This window comes from Sphingopyxis sp. H050 (assembly GCF_001468265.1).
Taxonomy (GTDB): domain Bacteria; phylum Pseudomonadota; class Alphaproteobacteria; order Sphingomonadales; family Sphingomonadaceae; genus Sphingopyxis.
The window spans coordinates 143,106-167,609 of record NZ_LNRZ01000002.1 but is presented as its reverse complement, the minus strand read 5'-3'; the positions used below and the strand labels follow the sequence as shown (position 1 = coordinate 167,609).

The 24,504-nt window shown below is 63.8% G+C and carries 28 protein-coding genes; 15 read left to right on the top strand and 13 right to left on the bottom strand.

All coding sequences use genetic code 11. The features are described 5' to 3' along the window. Positions 1–86 precede the first annotated feature (86 nt). On the bottom strand, positions 87–635 hold the full coding sequence (locus tag ATE67_RS03910; protein WP_058815339.1) for a hypothetical protein: 549 nt from the start codon (positions 633–635) through the stop codon (positions 87–89). Positions 636–806: 171 nt separating this feature from the next. Between ATE67_RS03910 and ATE67_RS03905 the strand changes: the two genes are divergently transcribed. After that, on the top strand, positions 807–1,580 hold the full coding sequence (locus tag ATE67_RS03905; protein ID WP_231728040.1) for a hypothetical protein: 774 nt from the start codon (positions 807–809) through the stop codon (positions 1,578–1,580). Between the two features lie 354 nt (positions 1,581–1,934). On the opposite strand, the gene ATE67_RS03900 is transcribed toward ATE67_RS03905, so the two are convergent. Beyond that, on the bottom strand, positions 1,935–2,243 hold the full coding sequence (locus ATE67_RS03900; protein ID WP_058815337.1) for a putative quinol monooxygenase: 309 nt from the start codon (positions 2,241–2,243) through the stop codon (positions 1,935–1,937). A 95-nt stretch (positions 2,244–2,338) separates the two neighbouring features. On the opposite strand from ATE67_RS03900, the gene ATE67_RS21305 reads away from it, so the two are divergent. From ATE67_RS21305 to phoB, 7 genes are all read left to right on the top strand, one after another. After that, complete coding sequence (locus ATE67_RS21305) at positions 2,339–4,321, top strand: ATP-binding protein (protein ID WP_197411881.1); 1,983 nt, start codon at positions 2,339–2,341, stop codon at positions 4,319–4,321. A 141-nt stretch (positions 4,322–4,462) separates the two neighbouring features. Then, positions 4,463–5,512: a substrate-binding domain-containing protein gene (locus tag ATE67_RS03895; RefSeq protein ID WP_058815336.1), complete on the top strand. Its 1,050-nt coding sequence runs from the start codon at positions 4,463–4,465 to the stop codon at positions 5,510–5,512. Between the two features lie 276 nt (positions 5,513–5,788). Then, positions 5,789–7,165, top strand: a complete 1,377-nt coding sequence (gene pstC / locus ATE67_RS03890) for a phosphate ABC transporter permease subunit PstC (protein ID WP_058815335.1) — start codon at positions 5,789–5,791, stop codon at positions 7,163–7,165. Further along, the gene (gene pstA, locus ATE67_RS03885; RefSeq protein ID WP_058815334.1) at positions 7,158–8,414 is read left to right on the top strand and encodes a phosphate ABC transporter permease PstA; all 1,257 of its coding nucleotides are present in this window, start codon (positions 7,158–7,160) and stop codon (positions 8,412–8,414) included. The genes pstC and pstA overlap by 8 nt, the downstream gene beginning before the upstream one ends. A gap of 2 nt (positions 8,415–8,416) precedes the next feature. Beyond that, positions 8,417–9,199, top strand: a complete 783-nt coding sequence (pstB, locus tag ATE67_RS03880; RefSeq protein ID WP_058815333.1) for a phosphate ABC transporter ATP-binding protein PstB — start codon at positions 8,417–8,419, stop codon at positions 9,197–9,199. A 179-nt stretch (positions 9,200–9,378) separates the two neighbouring features. Next, a complete protein-coding gene (gene phoU / locus ATE67_RS03875) occupies positions 9,379–10,098 on the top strand; it encodes a phosphate signaling complex protein PhoU (RefSeq protein ID WP_058815822.1) in 720 nt (239 codons plus the stop codon). Then, positions 10,098–10,796, top strand: a complete 699-nt coding sequence (gene phoB, locus ATE67_RS03870; RefSeq protein ID WP_058815332.1) for a phosphate regulon transcriptional regulator PhoB — start codon at positions 10,098–10,100, stop codon at positions 10,794–10,796. Before phoU ends, phoB begins: the two co-directional genes overlap by 1 nt. Positions 10,797–11,055: 259 nt before the next feature. Here the strand turns inward: phoB and ATE67_RS03865 are convergent, their stop codons facing one another. Next, positions 11,056–12,423 carry an OprO/OprP family phosphate-selective porin gene (locus ATE67_RS03865; protein ID WP_058815331.1) on the bottom strand — a complete coding sequence of 456 codons (1,368 nt, stop codon included), beginning with the start codon at positions 12,421–12,423 and terminating at the stop codon, positions 11,056–11,058. Positions 12,424–12,618: 195 nt separating this feature from the next. Here ATE67_RS03865 and ATE67_RS03860 point away from each other — a divergent pair, with 195 nt between their 5' ends. Both ATE67_RS03860 and ATE67_RS03855 read left to right on the top strand, forming a co-directional pair. Continuing rightward, positions 12,619–13,521, top strand: coding sequence for an SDR family oxidoreductase (locus ATE67_RS03860; protein ID WP_058815330.1), 903 nt, complete (start codon positions 12,619–12,621; stop codon positions 13,519–13,521). A 115-nt stretch (positions 13,522–13,636) separates the two neighbouring features. Further along, positions 13,637–14,710: a hypothetical protein gene (locus ATE67_RS03855; protein ID WP_058815329.1), complete on the top strand. Its 1,074-nt coding sequence runs from the start codon at positions 13,637–13,639 to the stop codon at positions 14,708–14,710. Here the strand turns inward: ATE67_RS03855 and ATE67_RS03850 are convergent. The 9 genes from ATE67_RS03850 to eno form a co-directional block, all read right to left on the bottom strand. After that, positions 14,688–15,035: a DUF2794 domain-containing protein gene (locus ATE67_RS03850; RefSeq protein WP_058815328.1), complete on the bottom strand. Its 348-nt coding sequence runs from the start codon at positions 15,033–15,035 to the stop codon at positions 14,688–14,690. The genes ATE67_RS03855 and ATE67_RS03850 overlap by 23 nt on opposite strands. After that, positions 15,035–15,751, bottom strand: coding sequence for a serine O-acetyltransferase (gene cysE / locus ATE67_RS03845; protein ID WP_058815327.1), 717 nt, complete (start codon positions 15,749–15,751; stop codon positions 15,035–15,037). The genes ATE67_RS03850 and cysE overlap by 1 nt, the downstream gene beginning before the upstream one ends. 86 nt (positions 15,752–15,837) lie before the next feature. Next, on the bottom strand, positions 15,838–16,464 hold the full coding sequence (locus ATE67_RS03840; RefSeq protein ID WP_058815326.1) for a hypothetical protein: 627 nt from the start codon (positions 16,462–16,464) through the stop codon (positions 15,838–15,840). Positions 16,465–16,653: 189 nt separating this feature from the next. After that, positions 16,654–18,057: a pyruvate dehydrogenase complex E1 component subunit beta gene (locus ATE67_RS03835; RefSeq protein ID WP_058815325.1), complete on the bottom strand. Its 1,404-nt coding sequence runs from the start codon at positions 18,055–18,057 to the stop codon at positions 16,654–16,656. Between the two features lies 1 nt (position 18,058). Then, positions 18,059–19,129 (bottom strand): pyruvate dehydrogenase (acetyl-transferring) E1 component subunit alpha, encoded by a 1,071-nt coding sequence (gene pdhA, locus ATE67_RS03830; RefSeq protein WP_058456090.1) that lies wholly within the window; start codon positions 19,127–19,129, stop codon positions 18,059–18,061. 116 nt (positions 19,130–19,245) lie between these two features. Beyond that, entirely contained in the window at positions 19,246–19,572 is a 327-nt protein-coding gene (locus ATE67_RS03825; RefSeq protein ID WP_058815324.1) for an FtsB family cell division protein, read from the bottom strand. A gap of 90 nt (positions 19,573–19,662) precedes the next feature. Then, positions 19,663–19,860, bottom strand: a complete 198-nt coding sequence (locus ATE67_RS03820; RefSeq protein WP_058815323.1) for a hypothetical protein — start codon at positions 19,858–19,860, stop codon at positions 19,663–19,665. Positions 19,861–20,082: 222 nt separating this feature from the next. Then, positions 20,083–20,271 (bottom strand): hypothetical protein, encoded by a 189-nt coding sequence (locus ATE67_RS21805; RefSeq protein ID WP_156416898.1) that lies wholly within the window; start codon positions 20,269–20,271, stop codon positions 20,083–20,085. Between the two features lie 69 nt (positions 20,272–20,340). Continuing rightward, positions 20,341–21,615, bottom strand: a complete 1,275-nt coding sequence (gene eno, locus ATE67_RS03810) for a phosphopyruvate hydratase (protein WP_058815321.1) — start codon at positions 21,613–21,615, stop codon at positions 20,341–20,343. A 214-nt stretch (positions 21,616–21,829) separates the two neighbouring features. Between eno and ATE67_RS03805 the strand changes: the two genes are divergently transcribed. From ATE67_RS03805 to ATE67_RS03785, 5 genes are all read left to right on the top strand, one after another. Further along, entirely contained in the window at positions 21,830–22,372 is a 543-nt protein-coding gene (locus ATE67_RS03805; protein ID WP_058815320.1) for a hypothetical protein, read from the top strand. A gap of 17 nt (positions 22,373–22,389) precedes the next feature. Continuing rightward, on the top strand, positions 22,390–22,842 hold the full coding sequence (locus ATE67_RS03800) for a phage holin family protein (RefSeq protein ID WP_058815319.1): 453 nt from the start codon (positions 22,390–22,392) through the stop codon (positions 22,840–22,842). Further along, on the top strand, positions 22,842–23,216 hold the full coding sequence (locus ATE67_RS03795; protein ID WP_058815318.1) for a hypothetical protein: 375 nt from the start codon (positions 22,842–22,844) through the stop codon (positions 23,214–23,216). Before ATE67_RS03800 ends, ATE67_RS03795 begins: the two co-directional genes overlap by 1 nt. After that, the gene (locus ATE67_RS03790; RefSeq protein ID WP_058815317.1) at positions 23,200–23,556 is read left to right on the top strand and encodes a hypothetical protein; all 357 of its coding nucleotides are present in this window, start codon (positions 23,200–23,202) and stop codon (positions 23,554–23,556) included. The genes ATE67_RS03795 and ATE67_RS03790 overlap by 17 nt, the downstream gene beginning before the upstream one ends. Before the next feature lie 348 nt (positions 23,557–23,904). Beyond that, on the top strand, positions 23,905–24,120 hold the full coding sequence (locus ATE67_RS03785; protein ID WP_058815316.1) for a DUF4170 domain-containing protein: 216 nt from the start codon (positions 23,905–23,907) through the stop codon (positions 24,118–24,120). Positions 24,121–24,210: 90 nt separating this feature from the next. On the opposite strand, the gene ATE67_RS03780 is transcribed toward ATE67_RS03785, so the two are convergent. Further along, positions 24,211–24,489, bottom strand: coding sequence for an ETC complex I subunit (locus tag ATE67_RS03780; protein WP_058815315.1), 279 nt, complete (start codon positions 24,487–24,489; stop codon positions 24,211–24,213). Positions 24,490–24,504 lie beyond the last annotated feature (15 nt).

Genomic DNA, 24,504 nt, shown 5'->3' with positions numbered 1-24,504 from the left:
GGGACGGGTTTGGGGAAGGCCTGTGGCCCCCGCGCGATATCGACATGCCCTCCCCCGACCCCTCCCATAAATGGGAGGAGAGAGACTCAGTGCCACACCGCCGACAGCGGATAGGTGGCGATCAGCCAGATCAGGCAGGCGCAGACGACGCGGCGGTCCTTCGTCCAGATCGCGAGCAGCGCGACGGGGAAGAAGCTCCACGTAATCACGATCCGGCGCAGGTCGAGGGGCGGCAGGGCCGCGAGCCAGATCACGCTGGCGATCAGCGCAACGTTGCAAAGAAAAATGCCGCCGAGCACCTTGCGGCGGTGGCGGTCGAAATGCGCGTTCAGATCGTCCCACGCCTCGGGATCGTCGGGAAAGACGAGGCTCGCCGAGACGAAATAGATGGCGGTGACAATGAAGCCGCCGAACAGGACCGGCCAGCTCAGCGGCAGCGTGTCGCGCATCGACCAGCCGTACATCCAGAAGGTCACGACGTCGCACGACACGAACAGCCCGAGCAGCGCGGTCGGCCAGCCGATGCGCACCTTGTGGCTCGCCTTCAGCGCGCGGCTGAGCCCGCCCAGCCCCTCGGCGAGCGCAAGGCCGAGGATCAGCCCGAACAGCGAAAAGATGAATTCGAACCCGCTCATATGCTCCCCTGCCTCAACGCGCCGCTGTACCAATAGCGGGCATCTGCGCGCGATGCATCAGGATCGGTAATGTCCCCGATTGACAAGATTTTCGCGGCCCAGCATGACGCAGAGGCCGCGTCCTGCGGCGAGGGGAACGCCGCGGCATCAGCGGCAATTCGGGGGAATGACATGTTACGTTTGAAGGTCGCAACCGCTCTGGCGGGTTCTTTTGCCATGCTCGCCGTTCCGGCGCAGGCGCAGGAAGGCGCCGCACCCGCGGCGGCCGAAGCAACGGCCGCGGTCGAGGCCGAAAGCGCCGCTGCGCCCGCAGCCGCCGCCGCTCCCGCCGCAGCGCCCGTCGCCGCCGCCACGGCGATCGCGCCGACGCTGCTTCTGCCCTCCTATACCGAGGTCATCCTGACGCCCGATGACGAGGCGTCGAGCAAGCAACTGCGCGAGGGCGACGTGGTGCTGATGCGCAGCCTGTTCGACGTGATGCACAATGGCGTCGTCGTGATCCCGAAGGGCACGCCGGCGCGGGGCACCGTCACCTGGCGCACCGGCAAGGGCGCATTCGGCAAGTCGGCGAAGATGGAAATCACCTTCAACGACCTGACGATGCCGAACGGCCAGAAGGTCGCGCTGGCGGGCAAGCACCGGCAGGAAGGCGTGGGCAACACCGGCGCCGCGGTCGGCGCGGTGGTCGCGGTCGGCGTGTTCGGCGCCTTCGTCACCGGCAAGTCGGCGATCATCCCGGTCGGCCAACACCTGACCGCGCGCACCGCGGACGCGCTGAGCTATGTCATCCCGGCGGGCGCGAAGATCGTGCCCACGGCCGAGCTGGCGGCACCCGCCGCGGCCGCGGCACCAGCCGCAGCGGCTCCCGCCGCCGAAGCCGCCTCAGAACCCGCCGCCGCGCCGGCGGAGGAACCGGTCGCCGCGACGACGCCGACCGAAGGCTGATCGACCGGCATCGCGACAGAGGGGCGCCCCGGACCGGTTCCGGGGCGCTTTTCTTATGCCCGGCGCGCGCTTCTTAAAGCGACAAAAGATACGGACGCACAGCGCGAAACTGTCTCCTTTGTCGCTTTAGGCCGGGGCCGTAGCGGAGGAGCGGATCATCGACGAAATCAAAGAGCGGCCGGAACGCTGGCACAGCCGGATAATGTAGGACAGCGGTTTTTTCGGGCCCGCTTACACCCTTATCGTCACCCCGGACTTGATCCGGGGCCTGCCTTGTTTTGAAGGAGGAAAGGCGGATGCCGGGTCAAGCCCGGCATGACGGAATAGGGACCGCCGCGACAGCGAACGCCGCCCCTACCCCATCAGCTTTGCAGTGACATCCTCGGCGGCAAAGATGCGGATCACCGGCGGCTGCGGCGAGAGGGCGCGCATTTCGGCGACGAAGGCGGCGGACGCGGGCACCGCGAAATGGGTGCGCACGGCGTCGATGCTCTCCCATTCCTCGACGAACATCAGCCGGTCGGGGTTCTCGACATCGATATGGCAGTTGTGCGCGAGACACCCCGGCTCGCTCCGCGACCGCGCGCTATGCTCGGCGCCGAGCGCGATCATGCGCTCGCGATGCTCGGGGGTGAGGATGACGTGGCCGGTGATGAAGATCATCTGGAACTCTCAACTACTAACGCCTCAACGTCGGCATTGCAAAAACGGCATCGGGAATCCATAAAAACTGAACACCGTGGTAGGGGATGACAACTGTGTCAGCGACATTAAACGATATTGATGGCTACGATCCGCTGGCTACTAATTATGCAGAATCCGAGAACGAAGCTCTCTTGGACCAAGCAAATCGGCGCATTGTTCAGAACATTCTGAAGTCCTACACGGGCTATTTCGACTTATTTTGCGAGACCATTCAGAATTCGCTTGATGCCCTTCAGGCCAAAGCGAAAGTTGCCGATGAAACTTATTCGCCAAAAATCTGGATTACGATCGATGCCGCAAGAAGCCGCGTGAGAGTAGTGGACAATGGTGTCGGCATGACGATGCCAGAGTATCGCTTCTTTTTGCGGCCAAACGTCAGCTTCAAAAACCCAAAGGAGTATAGGGGCCAGAAGGGTGTCGGAGCGACGTTCCTTGCATACGGATTTTCACTGCTGCGCGCCCACACTCGCAAATCGGGCGAAGAAGTGTCGGCAATACTCCGCAATGGTCGCCAGTGGGCGCAAGATAGCGCGGGGTCGATCCCACGGCCTACGTTCGAAGCCGAAAGATTCAACATTCCCGAAATCGGCACGGAAGATGGAACCTCAATAGAAGTCATTTTGGGAGGATTGCCTGGCGAACGCCCGCGAGATCTGATCTGGCTCGGGGCTCGAAATGCCGAGCAATGGTTCAACGTTCTTAGAATCAAAAGCCCGCTGGGTGGAATCTATCTAAATTCGACGAAATTCCATCCACAAATTGAACTAACGTGTATAGATGTGGATGGAACAACTACAAAATTTTCAAGTGACCTGGCCGAGTATTTTTATCCTCACGAAATGGCCGATCTAAAGACAGCTACAGTTAAGGATATAGAAAGTGAGCTATCAAAGATTCAAGGTAGCCCTGACCAAAGATTTTCAAAACTTGCAATTGAATTCAAGAGATTGGACTGCATGTGGGAGATTTATTCAAAAGAGGATCTTCTGAGCGAGACAGGATGGTTTGCTACCGCTTTAGATGAAGAAAAGAGATCCCTAATTGAGCGCCATAGCGTTATTGTTTATGCTTCATTTCTTCGTTCCGCGAAAATATGGAATTCTTTTAATGACGATGAGCTGAAGCTTCGTCGTGGCCAACGAATTATACATGGCGGACTGCAAATGGCATGCGACAACATGCCGCAGGGAGAGTTGTCCATTATTCCGTTGACTAGCACCATCGGCTATCAAGCGAACTCGCACGTTGTAGTGCATTTTACCGACGGCGCGCCGGATATGGGACGAAAAGTGTTTCAACCAGAACTAACTGAATTAGCAGAAGCAATTTCGGTTCGGTGCGTGACAGTGTTCAAACGCTATTTGCAGCACCTCAAACCTGATACTGGTGCCGTTGCCGTGGCGCCGGATAAAGAGCTTCACGAGTGGAAAAAGAAGCAAGAAGAATATCGAGACCAAAACCTCCTTTCATTTTCTCATGACGGGAAAGACATCAGCCTCATATCAAAACCACAACAAGAGCAAGATGTTGTTGCTCTTTTCCACGAACTGATTGGAATTGGGGCGATACGAGGGTATCAGTTTTATTCTACATCACAAAGCGATCGATATGACAGCCTTTTTCAGCTAAATTACCATGAAGAAAACAACTTAAAATTTTCACGTGAGAATAATCCTTTGGGTGTCGATTCCGCTCTTGGGTTCCCCTTTTTATCGGAGCCTCGTGTGCTGGAGTTTAAGTTTGATTTTGATGCGCTGATAAGAGATTTCAGTAATGAAATAAAGTATCCTAGACATGTTAATTTGGTGGTGTGCTGGTCCGCCGAGAAGCAATGGCGAGAGAAGTATTTTATGAACTCTCTTCTTGTTGGCGATGAAGGCGCATCACGGCTGTGTTTTGGGGCAACCCATCAAGCGTTTCCAGATTCGGGAGGCTCTCAACCAGATTTTGAGGTAATTATTCTGGAGGATCTAATCAACTTTTTGGTAGATCCGGCGACTGAAGAAGCCCGTCAAAAATCTCGGTATAAGGATTGATGACAACCGGAACCCCTCCATGACACTTCCATGACACTCCCTGTCACAAACGCGTCACACAAATCCATCAGAGGGCAGTCAGCGAGTCGCCGCAGGGGTGGCGGCTTGGTTCGGTAACGACCCCCTCTACAGGATTACTCCATGGCCAAGACATTTGCCCTCATCGCCTGCGCCGCGACCGCCGCGCTGGCGCTTTCCGCCTGTCAGGACCAGGCGTCCTCGGGCGGCGCGGCGCGCGACTATATCAGCGCGGTCGGATCGTCGACCGTCTATCCCTTTGCGACCGCGGTGGGCGAAAAGTTCGCCGAGGCGACCGGCAACAAGGTGCCGAAGATCGATTCGACCGGCACCGGCGGCGGCTTCGAGCGTTTCTGCGCCGGGGTCGGCGGCGACACGCCCGACATCGCGAACGCCTCGCGCCGCATGAAGAAGAAGGAATTCGACACCTGCGCCAAGAATGGCGTCAAGGACATCGTCGAAATCCAGGTTGGCATCGACGGCATCGCGCTCGGCGAAGCGCAGCGCGGCCCGGGCTTCAAGCTGTCGGAAGAGGATGTCTACAAGGCGCTCGCCGCGAACCCCTATGGCAAGCCGAACACCGCCAAGACGTGGAAGGACGTCAACCCGGCGCTGCCCCCGGTCGCGATCTCGGTCTTCGGCCCGCCGTCGACCAGCGGCACCTATGACGCGTTCAAGGAGCTGATCCTGGGCAAGGGCTGCGACGCCAACCCCGAGATGAAGGCGCTGAAGGACAGCGACAAGGAAAAGCACGAGGCGACCTGCACCACGCTGCGCGGCGCGCCCTTCTATGTCGAGCAGGGCGAGAACGATAACCTGATCATCTCGAAGCTGGACAAGAACCCCGACAGCCTGGGCATCTTCGGCTTCAGCTATCTCGACGCCAACAAGGACAAGATCAAGGCGGTGCCGGTGCAGGGCGTCAGCCCGACCTATGCCGCGATCGCCGACGGCAGCTATCCGGGGTCGCGCCCGCTGTTCATCTATGTCAAGAAAGCGCATGTCGGCGTGATCCCCGGCCTCGCCGAATATGTTGCCGAATTCCTGAAGGGCGCGGCGTCGGGCGGCTATCTGGCCGCCAAGGGCCTGGTCGTGTCGCCGAAGGACGTCGCGGACAAGGCCGCGGCGAACGCCAAGGGCATGACCGTGCTGGACGGCGCGGAGCTGAAGTAACCCCCCGCCGGTGGCCGGAGGAAGGGGCCCACATCCCCCTCCCCCGGCCGCCGTTTTTTGCATATCCTGCCCGGGCCATCCCTTCTCCGTTCGCATCGAGCGAAGTCGAGATGCCCCACAGGATTGCGCAAGATCGATGGGTGTCTCGACTTCGCTCGACACGAGCGGAATTAAAGCGCCCGATGCGGCTGTAAATTGTGACAAGAGTCATCAAACTGCCATGCCGACCGGCTTTGGGTCGGACGCGATGACGCGCAAGCGACAACAGGGGACACAGTGACTTTCAACGCCGCCGCCTTACTGCTGCTGATCGCGGGGCTTGCCCTGATCGGCTGGCTCGCCGGCCGGGCGCGCTCGCTGATGCTGGCGGGCCGCGCGGGCGCCAAGCTGCATTCGCGCCCGCAATATCATGGCTGGTACGTCGCGCTGTGGCTGTTCGCGCCCGCCGCGATCTTCCTCGCCGTGTGGTCGGCGGTGTCGCCGGGCCTCATCACCAACAGCGTGCTCGCGAGCGAGGCGGCGCAGGGCCTGCCCGCCTTCGGCTTCGAGCGCGGGGCGATCCTGTCCGACGCGCGGAGCGTCGCGCAGGGGGCGCAGGCCGCGGTGCGGATTCCCGCCGCGGCGCCGCTGGTCAAGCCCTACACGCAAGCGACGCATTTCTATGCGTGGATCGGCATCGCCGCGATGCTGGCGCTGGCGCTGGCGGGCGGGCTCTACGCCTTCACGCGGATCAGGCCCGATTTCCGCGCGCGGACGCGGGTCGAGAAGATCGTCATGGCGCTGCTGCTGCTCGCCTCGCTCGTCGCGATCCTGACGACCTTCGGCATCGTGCTGTCGCTGCTGTTCGAATCGATCCGCTTCTTCCGCCTCGTTTCGCCCGCCGAGTTGTTGTTCGGGACGACATGGGCGCCGACGAGCGGCGCGCCGCAGCCCGGCACCTTCGGCGGCATCCCGCTGTTCTGGGGCACAGTGCTGATCGGCGCGATCATCGCGATGATCGTCGCGATTCCGATCGGCATGATGACGGCGGTGTACCTCACCCAATATGCCGCGCCGCGCGTGCGCCGCTGGGTGAAGCCGCTCCTCGAGATCCTCGCTGGGGTGCCGACGGTGGTTTACGGCTATTTCGCCGCGCTGACGGTGGCCCCGGCGCTGCGCGAGTTCGCGGTGATGCTGGGCGTTCCCAATGCCTCGACCGAAAGCGCGCTCGCCGCCGGTATCGTGATGGGGGTGATGATCATCCCCTTCGTCTCGTCGATGGCCGACGACAGCATCAACGCGGTGCCGCAGGCGATGCGCGACGGGTCGCTGGCGCTCGGCGCGACGCCGAACGAGACGATCCGCCAGGTGCTGATCCCCGCCGCGCTGCCCGGCGTGATGGGCGGCATCCTGCTGGCGGTCAGCCGCGCGATCGGCGAGACGATGATCGTGGTGATGGCCGCGGGGCTTTCCGCCAACCTCACCGCCAACCCCTTCGCCAGTGTCACCACGGTGACCGCGCAGATCGTCAAGCTGCTGACCGGCGACCAGGAATTCGACAGCGCCAAGACGCTCGCCGCCTTCGCGCTCGGCCTCGTGCTGTTCGTCGTGACGCTGCTGCTCAACATCGTCGCGCTCCGCATCGTCAAAAAGTATCGCGAAGCTTATGAATAGGGACACCGCCCCGACCGACTGGAAAGGCGCCGTGATGCAGAAACGCATCGCGGGCCGCTACGCCGCCGAGCGCCGCTTCAAGCTGTTCGGGCTGGGCGCGGTGCTGCTCTCGGGCTTTTTCCTCGCCTTCCTGTTGTTCGTGATGGTCGGGGGCGGCCTGCGCGGCTTCACCTACACCAATGTCGAGGTTCCGATCGACTTCAAGGCGATGCCGCTGACGGTCGACGCCTCGCGGCTCGGCGATGCCGACGCCGATCAGGCGATCGCCAACGCGGGGCTCGCCGACATCGTCGCCTTTGCCGCCGACGAGGCGCTGGGCGCCGAGGGCGCGAAGATGATCAGCGAAAATGCGTGGAAGGACGTGCGGACCGAAATCAAGGCCGACCCCGCGATCCTGCAGGGCAAGACGGTCTTCCACCTTCCCGCCTCGTCCGAAGTCGACATCGCGGCCAAGGAAGGCGCGAAGGGGGCGCTGGGGGCGAAGGTCGACGCACTGCAGCGCGACGGCAAGCTGTCGACCGGTATTCATTGGCCCTTCTTCAAGAATGCCGACGCGACCGATCCGGCGGTCGCGGGCATCTGGGGTGCCTTGAAGGGATCGGTGCTGACGATCTTCATCGCCTTCCTGATCGCCTTTCCGACCGGTGTGCTCGCGGCGCTCTATCTGGAGGAATATGCGCCGAAGAACCGCTGGACCGACCTGATCGAAGTGTCGATCAACAACCTCGCCGCGGTGCCCTCGATCATCTTCGGCCTGCTCGCGCTCGCGGTGTTCATCAACTGGTTCGGTATCTGCCAGGCGAGCCCGCTCGTCGGCGGGCTGACGCTGGCGCTGATGACGATGCCGGTGATCGTCATCGCCAGCCGCAACGCGATCAAGGCGGTGCCGCCGTCGATCCGCGACGCGGCGCTCGGCGTCGGCGCCAGCCCGGTGCAGGTGGTGTTCCACCATGTCCTGCCGCTCGCCCTCCCCGGCATCCTGACCGGCACGATCATCGGCATGGCGCGCGCGCTGGGCGAGACCGCGCCGCTGCTCCTCGTCGGGATGCGCGCCTTTATCGGCGACGTGCCGGGCGGCATCTGTTCGCCCTCGACCGTGCTGCCGATGCAGATCTTCCTCTGGTCGGACGAAGTCGACCGGGGCTTTGTCGAGAAAACCTCCGCCGCGATCATCGTGCTGCTCATCGTGCTGCTGTCGATGAACGCGCTCGCGATCTATCTTCGCAACAAATTCGAAAAACGCTGGTGACCATGTCCCAAGATGATTTGACCATCGCCGACCCCAAGATGACCGCCAAGGGCGTCGATGTCTTCTATGGGCAGAAGCAGGCGATCAACGATGTCTCGATCGACGTCGGCACCGACCTGGTCACCGCCTTCATCGGCCCGTCAGGCTGCGGCAAGTCGACCTTCCTGCGCTCGCTGAACCGGATGAACGACACGGTCGCGAGCGCGCGCGTCACCGGCACGATCCTGCTCGACGGCGAGGATATCTATGCGCCGTCGATGGACGTGGTGCAGCTGCGCGCGCGTGTCGGCATGGTGTTCCAGAAGCCGAACCCCTTTCCCAAGTCGATCTATGACAATGTCGCCTATGGTCCGCGCATCCACGGGCTCGCCCCGGGCAAGGCCGACCTCGACGTCATCGTCGAGCGCGCGCTGGTCCGCGCCGGGCTGTGGGACGAGGTCAAGGACCGCCTGGCCGAAAGCGGCACCGCGCTGTCGGGCGGCCAGCAGCAGCGGCTGTGCATCGCGCGCGCGATCGCGGTCGACCCCGAAGTCATCCTGATGGACGAGCCCTGCTCGGCGCTCGACCCGATCGCGACCGCGAAGATCGAGGAGCTGATCCACGAACTGCGCGGCAAATATGCGATCGTGATCGTGACGCACAATATGCAGCAAGCGGCCCGCGTGTCGCAGCGCACCGCCTTTTTCCACCTCGGGACGCTGGTCGAGTACGGCAAGACCACCGACATCTTCACCAACCCGAAGCAGGAACGCACCAAGGACTATATCACGGGGCGCTATGGATGATGCGCACCGTTACTCTCTCTTCGTCATGCTGAACTTGTTTCAGCATCCATGGCCCGCGCTATCCTGTTGCGCGGCGTCGATGGAGAGGGGCGACCATGGATCCTGAAACAAGTTCAGGATGACGAGGAAAAAGGTTGGGCGCTGATTTCCAAAGCGGCCTCCAGGATAGGACGAAGCAGATGGCAGTTACCAACGATCATACCGTCAAGGCCTTCGACGAGGATCTGAACCGCCTCCGCGGCCTGATCAGCGAGATGGGCGGGCGCGCCGAACAGGCGCTGCTCCAGGCGATGAACGCGCTGAATAGCGGCGACCTCGATCTCGCGGCGCAGGTCGTCGAGGGCGACAAAAAGATCGACGCGCTCGAAAGCGAAGTCGAACAGCTTGCGGTCCAGACGATCGCGCTCCGCGCCCCGATGGCCGACGATCTTCGCGAGATGATCGCGGCGCTGAAAATCGTGTCGGTGGTTGAGCGCATCGGCGATTATGCCAAGAATATCGCCAAGCGCGTGGCGCTGATGGACCAGACGCGATCGATCGAGGCGATTCCGCTGCTGATGTCGATGTCGTCGATCGTCGCCGAACTGATCCACGACGCGCTCGACAGCTTCGCCGCACGCGACGCCGAACTCGCGGTGCGGGTGACGGTGCGCGACAAGAATGTCGACGATTTCTACAACAGCATCTTTCGCACGCTCGTGACCTTCATGATGGAAAATCCGAAGCATATTTCGGAAAGCGCACACCTGCTGTTCGTCGCCAAGAACCTGGAGCGCATGGGCGATCATGCCACGAACATCGCCGAGATGGTCTATTATGTCGTGACCGGCGACCATATGGAGGAACGCGAACGCGGTGAGCAGCCAGAAGATGGCGCCGCGGAGCAGGAGCAAGGCTGATGCCGCAGCCCGACCTGTTGCTCATCGAGGATGACGAGGCGATCGCCGAACTCATCGTCTGGCATTTCGCGCGCGAAGGCTTTTCGGTCCGGCAGACCCCCGACGGCGAACAGGCGCTGATCCTGGTCGAGGAGCGCGTCCCCGACATCGTCCTGCTCGACTGGATGATCGAGAGCCTGCCCGGCATCGAAGTGTGCCGGCGCCTGCGCCGCAACCCCAAATCGGCGAACGTCCCCATCATCATGCTCACCGCGCGCGGCGAGGAAGAGGACCGCATCCGCGGCCTCGAAACCGGCGCCGACGATTATGTGACCAAGCCGTTCAGCCCGCGCGAACTGGTCGCGCGCGTCTCCGCGGTGCTCCGCCGCCTGCGCCCCGCGCTCGCCGGCGAGCTGCTCGCCTATGCCGACATCGAGCTCGACTCGGTGGCGCACAAGGTGGTGCGCAATGGCCAGATCGTGGCGATGGGCCCGACCGAATTCCGCCTGCTGCGTCATTTCATGGAGCATCCGGGCCGCGTCTTCTCGCGCGGGCAGCTGCTCGACAGCGTATGGGGTCAGGACAGCGACATCGAACTGCGCACCGTCGACGTCCATATCCGCCGCCTGCGCAAGGCGATCAACCTGCCGGGCACGGCGGACATCATCCGCACCGTGCGCTCGGCGGGCTATGCGCTGGATGCGGGGAAGAGCATCTGAGGGCGGCGGTTGCCGGATCCTGATCCCCGGCGAAAGCCGGGGGCCAGGGATTAACAAGCCACCATAGCGTCATGCCGCTCTGGACCCCGGCATTCGCCGGGGATCACGTCAGAGTGGAGAGCGCCGGAAGCTGCCCTCTATCCTCGTCGTCCCGGCGAAGGCAGGGATGCTGCCGTAGCGTCACTCCGATAGGGCCGGATCCCGGCCTTCGCCGGGATGACGGATGAGGTGGGGCGGTCTCGTCGGGACCCCAACCCCATCAAAAGTCGATCTGCGTCCGCAGCCCGAACGCATCGGCCGAATAGTCGCGGTCACCGGTCGGCGTGCCGATCGCGGCGTCGTCGAACGTCAGGCGGCCATAATTGGCGATCAGGCGAACGTAGGAAATCGGCGCCCACACCAGCGAGACGCCGATCGTCCTTTGCCGGCCGCCGACGATCCCCGCGTCGTTGAGGTCCAGATAGTCGTAGCGCGCGTTGATCTCGATCGCGCCGGGGCCGCCGGCGTTGATCGGCCGCGAGGGCGCGAGCCGATCGAAAGCGCCGTCCTTGTAAACGCGCGCATCGCCGCGCGTCAGCACATAGCCGACCTCGGCATAGCCGCCGAAGAAGGTCGGGTCGGCGAGGCCGGGCCGCCGCGCGGTCTGCCAGAAGGCTTCGCCCGCGACATGGAACGGCCCGGCCAGCGCGGCCGCTTCCAGGCCGAGCCCACGCTCGCTGGTCGCATTGAACGTCCCGGTATCGACGAGGCGGGCGTTCGTCGTGTGGATGAACGGCCGCGGCGAATAGCGAACCGCGGGCGCGTCGTTGATGTTGCGCCAGTGCCCCGACCCGCCAAGATGCAGCTGGGTATCGCCGAATTTCGGCATCCAGATCACCCGCCCGTCGAAGCTGACCGCATTGTTGGTGTCGCTGATCAGATCGTTGGCATTGTCGCCGAACACCCCGCCCTGCACCAGCAGCGCCTTGCCCTTATACTGCGCCGAGAGGCCGACGCGACGTTCGAACCCGAACGCCTGGGTGAAGGCCGCGCGTTCCAGCAACGTCGTGAACAGGTCGCTGGTCAGTTCGTCGAGCGACCAGAAGGGCTTGTGATGGCCCGCGGTGATCGTCAGCGGACCCGTGCCGTAGGTCATATAGACATCGGTTAGTTCGACCGAGCTGTTGGCGAAATCGGCCTCGACGCGATAGCCGAAGCCGCCCGGAATCTTGCCCTCGACGCCCAGGAACAGGCGCCGAAACTCGGTGCCGACGCCGCCGCGCGCGTCGGTGACGCCCGGCGGCGTATCGATGCTGGTGACATCGAGCTGCATGCGGCCGCGCGGCTTGAAGCTCCAGCCGTCGGCTGTCTTGATCTCCGGCGCGCCCTTCCAGGCGATCTCGGTCGCGGGCTTCGCGGTGACCGAGGGCGCGGGTGCAGCAGTGGGCGGCACCGGTGCGGGCGCGGGGGCGGGTTTCGCTTCCGCCGCGTCGAGCCGCGCCTCCAGCGTGTTCACCTGCGCCTTGAGCGCGGCGAGTTCGGCCCGAAGGTCGGCCGCTTCCTCCGCGGTCATCGCCTGTGCATGCGCGGTGGCGGGCAGGCAGAGCATCGTCGTCGCCAGCAAGGCGGCGGGCAGGTTGAATCGCATGGGGGCTCCGTTGCGTAGGGTGGCGTTGACGGTGCTGCTATGACGCATTTGTTACAAATGCACGTCATTCACGTGACATTTTCGTTTCAATCTGCGCGGGTCACTCGGCGCTTGCCTGACTGCCCCGAACGGCTAAGGACGGTCCAGTTTTTTCGGGCAACCTTTCGTCGGCTTGCCCTTTTCCGGGAGACCATAATGACCATCAAGTTTGACGGACGTGTTGCGATCGTGACCGGTGCGGGCGGCGGCCTTGGCCGCGCCTATGCGCTCGAACTCGCGCGGCGCGGGGCGAAGGTCGTCGTCAACGACCTCGGCGGCGCGCGCGACGGCACCGGCCATTCGGACGCCGCGCTGCAGGTCGTCGAGGAAATCCGCGCCGCGGGGGGCACCGCGATGTCGAACGGCGGCAGCGTCACCGAATATGACCAGATGGTCGAAATGGTCGCCAAGGCCAAGGAAGAATGGGGCGGCGTCCACATCGTCATCAACAACGCCGGCATCCTGCGCGACAAGAGCTTCGCGAAGATGGAGCCCGCCGATTTCGACCTGGTGCTGAAGGTTCATGTGTCGGGCAGCGCGAACGTCACCAAGGCGGCCTGGGACATCATGCGCGAGCAGGCCTATGGCCGCATCCTGATGACCGCCTCGTCGACCGGCCTTTATGGCAATTTCGGCCAGGCCAATTATGGCGCGGCGAAACTGGGCCTTGCTGGGCTGACCAAGACGCTGCACCTCGAAGGCGCAAAATATAACATTCGCTGCAACACGATCGCGCCGGTCGCGGGGACGCGCATGACCGAAGACATTTTCCCGCCTGAACTGTTCGAGAAGTTCACGCCCGAGAATGTCGTTCCTGCCGCGCTTTACCTCGTCAGCGAGGACGCGCCGACCAACATGATCGTCGGCGCGGGCGCGGGCGCGTTCCACGCCGCCTATGTCACCGCGACCCCCGGCGTCGCGCTTCCCGAAGACCAGCGCACGCCCGAAGGCGTCGCCGCCGCATGGGAAAAGATCATCGACCGCAATGGCGAGATCGTCCCGCAGTCGGGCAGCGAACAGTCGATGATCGTTATGCGCGCGCTGCAGGCGCTCGGCTGATCTGGTCGCGCCGCCGTCGGAAAAGGCGGCGGCGCATCACTGTATTGACACAGCAATACGCCAATGCCATAACATCGGCGGGGCAAGGGGATCGGTCACATAAAGGACGACCCCGATGTATAGTGAAACCGACCTGCAAGCTGCGGTCGATGCGAAGGTGCTGACGCCGGAGGCCGCCGCGGCTTTCCGGTCGCATATCGCATCGGTGCGCGCCGCCCCCGCGGCGGATGAAGAATCCTTCCGCCTTATCACCGGCTTCAACGATATTTTCGTCAGCATCGCGGCGGTGATCCTGCTCGTCGCGGTCGGCTGGATCGGCGAGTCGATCCACCCGGCTCTCGCCGGCGCGTTCGTCGCGGGCTCGGCCTGGTTCCTCGCCGAATATTTCACCCGCCAGCGCCGTATGGCGCTGCCCAGCATCGTCCTGGTCCTCGCCTTTTCGGCGGGCGTCTGCGCGACGATGATCGGGTTTCTGGTCAAGCATGGCGAGGATATTTTCGGTAACAGCCCCGGCGAGACCACGATGACGATCGTCGGCGGCGCTATCGCCGCCGTCACCGCCGCCGCGACCTGGCTCCACTGGAAGCGCTTTATGGTGCCGATCACCGTCGCCGCCGGAACCGCCGCGCTCGCCGCAACCGCGGTCGCGGTCGTCCTCGCGATCACCGGCGTCCCCAGCCCCGACGGCACATTGCCGATGGTGCTCGTGCTGATCGCCGGCCTCGGCGTCTTCACGCTCGCCATGTGGTGGGACCGCAGCGACCGCGTGCGCCAGACGCGCCGCAGCGACGTCGCCTTCTGGCTCCATCTGCTCGCCGCGCCGATGATCGTCCACCCGATCTTCCACCTGCTCGGCGTCACGCAGGGCGACAATATCGGCAGCGCCGCGGCGGTGCTGGTTGTCGCCATCTATATCGGCTTTGGACTGATCGCGCTGGCGATCGACCGCCGCGCTTTGCTCGTCTCGGCGCTCGCCTATGTGCTGTTCGCCATGACCCAGCTGTTCCGCGAGTTCGGGGCGGTCGAGCTCAACGTCGCACTGACGGCGTTCGTGATCGGTTCAGCGCTGCTGCTGCTCTCGGCCTTCTGGCAGAATGCCCGGGCGGCGGTGGTCGGCTTGCTGCCCGACAATCTGGCGAACCAGCTGCCGGCGACGATCCGCTCGATCAATCCCCAACCAGCTTCATAAGCTTGCGTTCGACGGGGGCGAGCACGTTCGCAAGCTCGTCCCCGCGCTTCAAAATCGCCCCGGCTTCGGAGACAAGGGCCCACATGCCCTGCCGGCTCCGCAAGGCGGGGCGTTTTTCGATGCGATATTCGGGGCGCTCGGCCGCGCGGCGAAAGGCCGAAAAGATCGCGGCATCGCGGTGGAAATCCATCGCATAGTCGCGCCAATGCCCCGCGGCGACCATGCGCCCATAGAGATCGAGGATACGGAGAAGCTCGGTCCGCTCGAAGCCGGTTTGCTGCGGTGCCGCCCGATTGGTGAACGGCAGAGGCGTCACGGTGCCCATCAGGCGCTTTTCCGGCTCCCTTTGCGCGGAGCTTCAAGTTGGGCGGCGATCGATTCCCGCTCTTCGAGCAACGCCGTGAGCTGCTTCTGCATCTGTTCGAGCTGGCATTGCAGGATTTCGAACCGCTGCGTCGCGGGATCGAAGGTCTCGCTGCACGGGGTGCCATAGGGCACGAACTCGCGCGCATATTCGCTGGCGTCGAGCAGCGTCGAGCGTGCCGGGATGCCGACCATCACGGCGCCCTCCGGCACATCCTTGGTCACGACCGCATTGGCGCCAACGCGCGCGCGCGCATTGACGGTGACCGGGCCCAATATCTGCGCGCCCGATCCCACGATCACGTCATTGGCCAGGGTCGGATGGCGCTTGCCGCCGATACCGTTGGCAGGATCGGTCCCGCCGAGCGTGACACCCTGATAGATCGACACATTGTCGCCGATCTCGGCGGTCTCGCCAATCACGACGCCGAACCCATGGTCGATAAACAGATGCTGCCCGATCTTCGCGCCCGGATGAATGTCGATGCCCGTCATCCAGCGCGAGAAATGATTGACGAAGCGGGCGAGGAAGAACAGCTCGGCCTCGAACAGCCAGTGCGCGACGCGGTGCATACCGACGGCAAGCAGCCCCGGATAAAGCAGGATTTCCCAGCGCGACCGCGGCGCCGGATCGCGCGCCTTGATCGAATCCAGATAGGCAATCAGCCCGTTGAACATCCCTATGTCCCCTGCGACCCTATTTCTGTACCGCGCAAGATAGATGTTCGGCGGCGGCTTTTCCAGTCCCGACCGCATTTATTCGGTCAGCGGCCGATCAGCCCGAGCCGCAACAGCAACAACCCTTCGCCTCGCCAGCGTCGTTCGCCATCATGTCTGGCGATCGCGGCGGCCCAGCGGTCAAGCATCACCGAAGCACGGTTTCCGCCGAAAGATACGCGCGGCGGCGCGGACCGGTTACGGGCGTCGGCGAATAATTGGCGGCCTTCCTGCTCGCCATCCTGCAGCATCGCGCCCCAGACCAGGCCCCAGCGTGCGCCGCCGCCGCCGCCCGAGAGCGCGAACAGCGCGTCGCCGAATCCACCGGCGGCGTCGCGGCGCGCCGCCGCATCCTCGGCGAGCAGCATCGCTTCGGCGGCATCGACGAGCGTGTCGAGCCCGCCCTGTCCCGCCCAGGTCGCCTGCAGTTCCGCAAGCAGCGGCTCGCCCTGCGGCAGCGCCCCAGGATCGCTCGCGAGCATCGTCATCATGTCGCGCCACCAGGCGAGCTTGATCTGCCCGATCAGCGGCTCGCGCGCATCTTGCAGCAATTTCGTGAGCCGTTCCGCGAGCGCCCATAGCGCCGCGATCGCGGCGCGCCGTTCGCGCGGCACCGCCACCATCACGCGCGGATCGCGGATGTCGGGGTAAGTCGTTTCAGTTTCGCTCGTCATCTTCGACCAGCGTTAGAGCAGAGCAAGAGCAAAATAAAAGCCGTTCGCCCTGAGCCTGTCGAAGCCTGTGCTGAGCGCCTGCCTTAGCAGGCAGTCTAAGGGGGCCGTTCTTTCTCTTGGACGGGCGCCAAAGAAAAGAGCGGTGCTTCGACAAGCTCAGCACGAACGGTTTTAAGATTACGCGGTGCCTCAGGCGCGATTGGTGATCGCCTTCACCGCCGCGATGACGCGCGGGGTGTCGACCAGCGCCGCCTTTTCGAGATTGTGCGCATAGGGCAGCGGCACATCCTCGTTGCAGACGCGCACCACCGGGGCGTCCAGATCGTCGAAGCCCTGCTCCATCGCGACCATCGCGAGTTCGCTGGCGATCGAGCAGACCGGCCAGCCTTCCTCGACGACGACGAGGCGATTGGTCTTTTTGAGGCTTTCGAGCACCGTCGCGGTGTCGAGCGGGCGCAGCGTACGCAGGTCGATCACCTCGGCCTCGATCCCCTCGGCCGCAAGCGCGTCGGCGGCTTCGAGTGCCAACCCGACGCCGATCGAGTAGCTGACGATCGTCACGCCGCCACCCTCTCGCATGATGCGCGCCTTGCCGATCGGCAGGACATAGTCGGCAACGTCGGGCACCTCGAAGCTGCGGCCATAGAGAAGTTCGTTCTCGAGGAAGACGACGGGATCCTCGCTGCGGATCGCGGCCTTCAGCAGGCCCTTCGCATCGGCGGCATCATAGGGCGAGATCACGATCAGGCCGGGGACGCTGGCATACCACGGCGCATAATTCTGGCTGTGCTGCGCGGCGACGCGGCTCGCCGCGCCGTTGGGACCGCGGAACACGATCGGGCAGCGCATCTGGCCACCCGACATATAGTTGGTCTTCGCCGCCGAGTTGATGATGTGGTCGATCGCCTGCATCGCGAAGTTGAAGGTCATGAACTCGATGATCGGTTTCAAACCGCCCATCGCGGCGCCCGATCCGAGGCCGGCGAAGCCATATTCGGTGATCGGTGTGTCGATGACGCGGCGCGCGCCGAATTCGTCGAGCAGACCCTGCGTCACCTTGTACGCGCCCTGATATTCGGCGACTTCCTCGCCCATCACGAAGATGCGGTCGTCGGCGCGCATTTCCTCGGCCATCGCGTCGCGCAGCGCCTCGCGAACCGTGAGGCGGACCGTGGTGGTGCCTTCGGGGAGCGACGGGTCGGTGGCGCGCTGCGTGGGTGCGGGCTTCGCAGCCTTTTCTTCCGTTTGCCCTGAGCTTGTCGAAGGGCCGCTCTTTTCTTCAGGCGGCGCCGAAGAGGAGGACGGTGCTTCGACAGGCTCAGCACGAACGGCAGTTGAGGCCGCCTCTTCCCCCTCGCCCGCGATCGTCGCGATGACGGTGCCGACCTTCACATTGTCGGTGCCCTCGGCGACCAGGATCGACGCGATCGTACCCTCGTCGATCGCTTCAAATTCCATTGTCGCCTTGTCGGTTTCGATCTCGGCGAGGATGTCCCCCGACTTGACCGCATCGCCTTCCTTGACGAGCCACTTGGCGAGCGTGCCTTCTTCCATCGTCGGCGACAGCGCCGGCATCTTCAGTTCGATGGCCATCTCAATATTGCTCCACCAGCACGTCGGTATAGAGTTCATGCAGTTCGGGTTCGGGGGCGCTTTCGGCGAAATCGGCCGCGTCGCTGACGATCTGGCGGATTTCCTTGTCGATCGCCTTGAACTTGTCCTCGCCGATCCCCGCTTCTTCCATCAGTTTCTTGAGATGTTCGATCGCGTCGCTCTTGTCGCGCACCGCCTGCACTTCCTCGCGGCTGCGATATTTCGCGGGGTCGGACATCGAGTGACCGCGATAGCGGTAGGTCTTGAGCTCCATCAGCACCGGCCCTTTGCCCGCGCGGACCCATTCGATCGCCGCCTCGGCCGCCCCGCGCACCGCGAGAACGTCCATGCCGTCGACCTGCATACCGGGAATGCGGAAGCTTTCGCCGCGGCGATAGAGCTGGTCCTCGGCCGACGAGCGGTTGACCGACGTGCCCATGGCGTACTGGTTGTTCTCGATCACGAAGATGATCGGCAGCTTCCAGAGCTCCGCCATGTTGAAGCTCTCGTAGACCTGGCCCTGGTTCGCGGCGCCGTCGCCGAAATAGGCCATCGCAATGCCGCCGTCGCCGCGGTACTTGTGCGCGAAGGCAAGGCCCGTACCGAGCGACACCTGCGCGCCGACGATGCCGTGGCCGCCATAGAATTTATGCTCGACGCTGAACATGTGCATCGAGCCGCCCTTGCCGCGCGAGATGCCGGCGGCGCGGCCGGTGAGCTCGGCCATGATGACCTTCGGGTCGATGCCATAGGCGAGCATGTGGCCATGGTCGCGGTAGCCCGTGATCACGCTGTCCTTGTCGCCGTCGAGCGCCGACTGCAGGCCGACTGCGACGGCCTCCTGACCGATATAGAGGTGGCAGAAGCCGCCGATCAGGCCGAGGCCATAGAGTTGGCCCGCCTTCTCTTCGAAGCGGCGGATCAGCAGCATCTCGCGATAGAATTTCTCGAGCTCCGCGGGCGTCGCATCATAGGGTGCGGGATCGCGCGGGGACTCGCGATTGGTCGCGGGCGCCGGGGTGGACGCGGTGTTTTTCGGCGCAGCAGTCTTGCGCGCGGGGGCTTTGGCCAAGGCGGGTTCCTTTACGGTTAGCCGTTACGGCAGGGCACCCCTATAGGAGCGCGAAGCCCCGTTTGGCAACGCGCGAGAACGCCCAAATTCTACGTATGCAAAAAATGCAAACCCGCTCAGGGCTTGACGTCGGGCTCCACCGGAATCGCGATCTCGTCGGGATGCATGACACCCAGCTTCTCGCGGACATATTCATCGGCGAGGTCGGGATCGACGCGGTTCCGGTCAAGCAGGTTGACGCGATTCTGAAGCTCGGTCTGCTTCTTCGCCAGTTCGGTCAGCACGACGCGCTTCTTTTCGACCGACTGGCTGTAGTCGCCCCAAGCATAGAGGCCGGTCGGGCCGAAGATGATGTAGCCGATCATCGCGAGCACCGCGATCAGCGCCACCGTGGGACCGACCGCCCGGCTCATCGATTTGCGGAATTTGTGGCGCTGCGTCATTCCAGCCCTTGAATCACAGGTGATTCCTGGCGTCAAGGCGTCCGCGGCGCTTTTCCGCTCCATTCGCCGAAACGCAAAGCCGCAAAGCGGTCAGGTCAGCCGCCAGAGCTGCGGCGCGGCCTTGTCGAGCGATCCAACCATCGCGGCGCCCTCCCACAACTGGAGCGAGCGGCCGCCGGCATGTCCCTGTGCGACGATCAGCGCATGATCGGGGGTTTCCGCCTGAAAATCGATGCGGATCGGCGTATCGCCGTCATCCTCATCGAGGAGAATATGAAAGGCGCGCATGATTTAAGCTCCCTCTTCGACGGGAGCGGGCGCGACCCACGGCTCACGACAAAGTTACGATCGACCGGTCATGCAACGACGGAGACTGCGGCAGGAGCCGAGCCACAAAAAACCGATCAAATGTGAAACCGCGGTCGTCGGACCCTGCATAACGGGTCCATGGCAGTCGACCTAAGCAATTCGGGCCCGAACATGATCCATGTTAAGAACAATGGGCTCGTTTTAAAAAATTGGCCAATGATCAGGCGGCTCGTGCGGCGGGTTCATGACCCTGATAGCGATCGGCCGTACGCCTGCCGCAAAGCGGACCGGCATTCCCCCGTCGCCGACGTCATAGACGACAGGATTATGCCGCTGGTGCGGATAGGAAGGGTGCGGCAGTTCGACGGGCGGGCGCCAATCCTGTTTCATATGTCGAGGCCGCGGAGCACCAGCCCGTCGTTTTAAAGGCCGACATGGGCCGCCTGCCACTCCATCGCCTCACCCGAAAATCGCCGCCCCCGGATAGCGCGCCATGTCGCCCAGCTCTTCCTCGATACGGATCAGCTGGTTGTATTTCGCGAGCCGGTCCGAGCGGGCAAGGCTGCCGGTCTTGATCTGGCCGCAGTTGGTCGCGACCGCCAGATCGGCGATCGTGGAGTCTTCGGTTTCGCCAGAGCGGTGCGACATCACCGCGGTGTAGCGTGCGCGGTGCGCCATATCGACAGCGTCCAATGTTTCGGACAGCGTGCCGATCTGGTTGACCTTGACGAGCAGCGAGTTGGCCAGGCCAGTCTTGATGCCATCCTCCAGACGCACCGGGTTGGTCACGAACAGGTCGTCGCCGACGAGCTGGCACTTGTCGCCGATCAGGTCGGTCAGCGCCTTCCAGCCCACAAAATCATCCTCGCTCATCCCATCCTCGATCGACTTGATCGGATAGTCGGCGACCAGCGCGGCGAGATAGTCGGCCATCTGTTCGGGGCTCAGCGACAGCCCCTCACCGCTGATCTCGTACTTGCCGTTCTTGAAGAACTCGGTCGCGGCGCAATCGAGCGCCAGCACGACATCGCTGCCGAGCTTAAAGCCCGCCTGATCGACCGACGCCGCGATGAAATCGAGCGCGGCGCGCGTCGAGGCGAGGTTCGGGGCGAAGCCGCCTTCGTCGCCGACCGCGGTCGCGAGGCCCTTCGCCGAGAGGCCCTTCTTCAGTGTGTGGAAAATCTCGCTGCCCCAGCGCACGGCTTCAGCGATGCTGCCCGCGCCGACCGGCATGATCATGAATTCCTGCACGTCGATCGGATTGTCGGCATGCTCGCCGCCGTTGATGATGTTCATCATCGGCACCGGCAGCGTGCGCGCCGAAACGCCGCCGACATAGCGATAGAGCGGGAGCCCGCGCGCGTCCGCGGCAGCTTTGGCGGCGGCGAGGCTGACGCCGAGGATCGCGTTCGCGCCGAGGCGGCTCTTGTTCGCTGTGCCGTCGAGGTCGATCATCGCCTGGTCGAGTTCGCGCTGGTCTTCGGCATCGAGGCCGACGAGCAGTTCGGCGATCTCGCCATTCACCGCGGCAACCGCCTTGGTCACGCCCTTGCCGAGATAGCGTCCCTTGTCGCCGTCGCGCAGCTCGACCGCTTCGTGCGCGCCGGTCGAGGCGCCCGAGGGCACCGCGGCGCGGCCAAAGCTGCCGTCTTCCAGCAGCACATCGACTTCGACCGTCGGATTGCCGCGGCTGTCGAGGATTTCGCGGCCATGGATGTCGATGATGGCGGTCATGGATGTTGTCCTGCTGAACGGCCTGCGGTCGGCCGGGTGGGAAAGGCGCCCGCCTGTTATCGGCGCCTTGCCGCCAGCGCAACCGCTGCATGGGAATTTAGGGGGAATTTTGCCCGGGGATGGAACCAATCAGCGCGTGTTGCTATATTAACGCAGACAGAGGAAAAACCGCCGCGCCCTTATCTGGCGCGGGATAAGAAGAAGAGGACGAACCATGGCCAAAGCTGCTACTCCCGCCGTCAAGAAAGCGACCCCCCGCGCTCCCGCCAAGCCCGCTGCGACCAAGGCTGCGCCCGCACGCAAGCCCGCCGCGACGAAGGCGACGGCCAAGGATCATCCGATCCGCGATCAGCTTGCCGCAACGCGCGACACGATCAAGTCGGAAGCCTCCAAAAAGGCCGCCTCGCTTAAGGAAGAAGCAGCAGCGCTGAAGAGCCAGGCTTCGACCAAGGCGCGCGAAGCCGCGACCAAGGGCAAGGGCAAGGCCGCCGAAGCGGTCGGCAGCCTCGCCAAGCTGCTCGAGGATGGCGCCGGCACCGTCGACACCAAGTTCGGCAAACAGTACGGCGATTATGCCCGCTCGGCCGCCTCGACCGTCGCCGGCCTCGCCTCGACGCTCGACAAGAAGGATCTCGACGAGCTCGCCGCTTCGACGCGCGACCTCGTCAAGAAGAACCCGGCGATTGCGGTCGGCGCCGCGACGGTGATCGGCTTCGTGCTTGCCCGACTGCTCAAGGGTGGCTCGAGCAGCGACTGACCGCTACAGTCGCGTCGATGCCCGCACCCGATTCCAACATGCCGCCCGAGGGCGATGCCCACGCCTATGACCGCGTGAGCCACGGCTATGCGCCGGACGGCCGTCCGATCACGCCGCCGCCGATGCCGCTGGAGAAGATCGTCGGCGACGTTGTCCACGATCTCTCGGCGACGGCGAAGGCGGAACTGGCTTTGCTCGAAGCGCGCGGCGAACTGGCGCTGCATGGCGTCAGCTGGACGGCAGGCTGGGGTGCGGTTGCGGCCTCGACCGCGGGTATCGCGATGCTCGCGCTCGCCTTCGGCGCGATCCTGGTGCTGATCCCGCACCTCGGGCCATTGCTGGCGACATTGATCGTCGTCGGCGTGCTGCTGGCCATCGCCGCCTTTGCCGGCTGGCGCGCGCGGGTTGCCTATGGCGACATCCGCACCGCGCTCCGCCGCGACCTGATCAACGAAGAGGCCGACGACTGATGCCGCGCACCCGCAACCGCCTGATCAACGCCGCGCGCCGCTCGATGCTGCAACGCGCCGAATTGCACCGGCGGCTCGACGTCGCAAAGGCCGCGTTCAAGCCGAAGGCGCTCTATGCGCGCGGCAAATATAATGTCGATGTGAAGGTGGCCACCGCGGCGCATAATGTGCGCGAGGCGTTCAAGAACAACCGCCTGCCGATCGCGCTCGCCGCGGCGGCGGGCGTCGTTTGGCTGCTGCGCGAGCCGATCAGGGACCATGCGCCGAAACTCGCGCAAAAGGTACAGGATCTGGCCGACGCGGCCGCGGCAAAATTTCGGCCCGTTGCGGCCGAGGATGATTTGACGGAGGACCATGATGAAGCCGCTGAGTGAAACCGCCCAAGACGCCCGCGCAAAAGCGAGTGAACTTGCCGAGAAAACCGCCGAAAATGCGCGCGCCACCGCCGAGGCGGCAAAGGCGCGGATCCAGGACGGATACGGCCGCGCACGCGCCGCAACGAGCGAGCTGGCCGCAAAGGGCCGCGAGCAGGCCGACGCCGCGCGCGAAGTCGCCGGCGAAGCCTATGCCAAGGGCAAGGCTCAGGCGAAGCGGGCAAACAGCAAGCTGAAAGACGTCGCCGAAAAGCAGCCGCTGGCGCTCGTCGCTGGCGCCGTCGCAATCGGCGCGCTGCTGGGCTCGTTGCTGCCCAAGGGCGGCACGAAGGACGACTGAGCTGGGCTTGCCGTAACGGCCAAGCGCTGGTAGGGGCCGCGCCTTCTCCCCTCCCCGTCCGGGGGCAGAACCAGACAATAGCGCCTTCGAGGTTTGGGGCGATTTTGTTCAGGGCTAGGAGGCGAGGCGCGGGCATATCGACATATTCCGGGCCTTGCCGACGCAGCCATGGACAAAATCGGCCAAATCCCGAAGGGACGCCGAAATGGCTTCGATCTCGCCTCAGCGCGACCTTGCAGATGGAACCACCATCCGCAGCGGCCACGCAGAGTCGATATCTTCGCCATTTCGACGCCTCGAACGCGCTATTGTCTGGTTCTGCCCCTGAACCCGCAAGGAAAGCTAGTCATGAGCAAATTGCACCTCGTGTTCGGCGGACGCGTCAGCGATCCGCAGGGCCTCGATTTCGTCGACCTGAACAGCCTCGATGTCGTGGGGCTGTTCCCCGATTACAAATCGGCCGAAAAGGCCTGGCGCAGCGCCGCACAGCGCACCGTCGACGACGCCGAAATGAAATATGTCGTCGTCCACCTGCACAAATTGCTGCAGCCCGAGGCAGAATGATCCGTCGCCCCCGCGAAGGCGGGGGCCGCTAGCAAGCTCCGCGCCACTTCTCCAACGGCCCCCGCCTTCGCGGGGGCGACGCCTATTTGATCAACGGAAGTTGTCGGCGTAGGCCTGAATCTTCAGCTTGCGGACGGGCGTCGGCATAACCTCCACCTCGATACCGTTCTTGTTGGCATAGGCGACCGCTTCTTCCCGCGTTGCAAAGCCCAGGCGGAGCTGGCGCTGCGTGTCGCCGCTGCCCGCCCAACCCATCAGCGGATCGGCCTTGCGCGCTTCGGCGGGCGCGAATTCCAGGAACCAGCGCTGCGTGCCCGCACGGCCCGACTGCATCGCATTCTTGGGCTTCTGGAAGATACGCGCTTTCATCGAGGGTCGTCCTGC

Bases quoted from the DNA above. Each gene is read 5' to 3' on its own strand.
- ATE67_RS03910 (WP_058815339.1), bottom strand. From the start codon at position 635: ATGAGCGGGTTCGAATTCATCTTTTCGCTGTTCGGGCTGATCCTCGGC.
- ATE67_RS03905 (WP_231728040.1), top strand. From the start codon at position 807: ATGTTACGTTTGAAGGTCGCAACCGCTCTGGCGGGTTCTTTTGCCATG.
- ATE67_RS03900 (WP_058815337.1), bottom strand. From the start codon at position 2,243: ATGATCTTCATCACCGGCCACGTCATCCTCACCCCCGAGCATCGCGAG.
- ATE67_RS03895 (WP_058815336.1), top strand. From the start codon at position 4,463: ATGGCCAAGACATTTGCCCTCATCGCCTGCGCCGCGACCGCCGCGCTG.
- pstA (WP_058815334.1), top strand. From the start codon at position 7,158: ATGAATAGGGACACCGCCCCGACCGACTGGAAAGGCGCCGTGATGCAG.
- pstB (WP_058815333.1), top strand. From the start codon at position 8,417: ATGTCCCAAGATGATTTGACCATCGCCGACCCCAAGATGACCGCCAAG.
- phoU (WP_058815822.1), top strand. From the start codon at position 9,379: ATGGCAGTTACCAACGATCATACCGTCAAGGCCTTCGACGAGGATCTG.
- phoB (WP_058815332.1), top strand. From the start codon at position 10,098: ATGCCGCAGCCCGACCTGTTGCTCATCGAGGATGACGAGGCGATCGCC.
- ATE67_RS03865 (WP_058815331.1), bottom strand. From the start codon at position 12,423: ATGCGATTCAACCTGCCCGCCGCCTTGCTGGCGACGACGATGCTCTGC.
- ATE67_RS03860 (WP_058815330.1), top strand. From the start codon at position 12,619: ATGACCATCAAGTTTGACGGACGTGTTGCGATCGTGACCGGTGCGGGC.
- ATE67_RS03855 (WP_058815329.1), top strand. From the start codon at position 13,637: ATGTATAGTGAAACCGACCTGCAAGCTGCGGTCGATGCGAAGGTGCTG.
- ATE67_RS03850 (WP_058815328.1), bottom strand. From the start codon at position 15,035: ATGGGCACCGTGACGCCTCTGCCGTTCACCAATCGGGCGGCACCGCAG.
- cysE (WP_058815327.1), bottom strand. From the start codon at position 15,751: ATGTTCAACGGGCTGATTGCCTATCTGGATTCGATCAAGGCGCGCGAT.
- ATE67_RS03840 (WP_058815326.1), bottom strand. From the start codon at position 16,464: ATGACGAGCGAAACTGAAACGACTTACCCCGACATCCGCGATCCGCGC.
- ATE67_RS03835 (WP_058815325.1), bottom strand. From the start codon at position 18,057: ATGGCCATCGAACTGAAGATGCCGGCGCTGTCGCCGACGATGGAAGAA.
- ATE67_RS03825 (WP_058815324.1), bottom strand. From the start codon at position 19,572: ATGACGCAGCGCCACAAATTCCGCAAATCGATGAGCCGGGCGGTCGGT.
- ATE67_RS03820 (WP_058815323.1), bottom strand. From the start codon at position 19,860: ATGCGCGCCTTTCATATTCTCCTCGATGAGGATGACGGCGATACGCCG.
- ATE67_RS21805 (WP_156416898.1), bottom strand. From the start codon at position 20,271: ATGAAACAGGATTGGCGCCCGCCCGTCGAACTGCCGCACCCTTCCTAT.
- eno (WP_058815321.1), bottom strand. From the start codon at position 21,615: ATGACCGCCATCATCGACATCCATGGCCGCGAAATCCTCGACAGCCGC.
- ATE67_RS03805 (WP_058815320.1), top strand. From the start codon at position 21,830: ATGGCCAAAGCTGCTACTCCCGCCGTCAAGAAAGCGACCCCCCGCGCT.
- ATE67_RS03800 (WP_058815319.1), top strand. From the start codon at position 22,390: ATGCCCGCACCCGATTCCAACATGCCGCCCGAGGGCGATGCCCACGCC.
- ATE67_RS03795 (WP_058815318.1), top strand. From the start codon at position 22,842: ATGCCGCGCACCCGCAACCGCCTGATCAACGCCGCGCGCCGCTCGATG.
- ATE67_RS03790 (WP_058815317.1), top strand. From the start codon at position 23,200: ATGAAGCCGCTGAGTGAAACCGCCCAAGACGCCCGCGCAAAAGCGAGT.
- ATE67_RS03785 (WP_058815316.1), top strand. From the start codon at position 23,905: ATGAGCAAATTGCACCTCGTGTTCGGCGGACGCGTCAGCGATCCGCAG.
- ATE67_RS03780 (WP_058815315.1), bottom strand. From the start codon at position 24,489: ATGAAAGCGCGTATCTTCCAGAAGCCCAAGAATGCGATGCAGTCGGGC.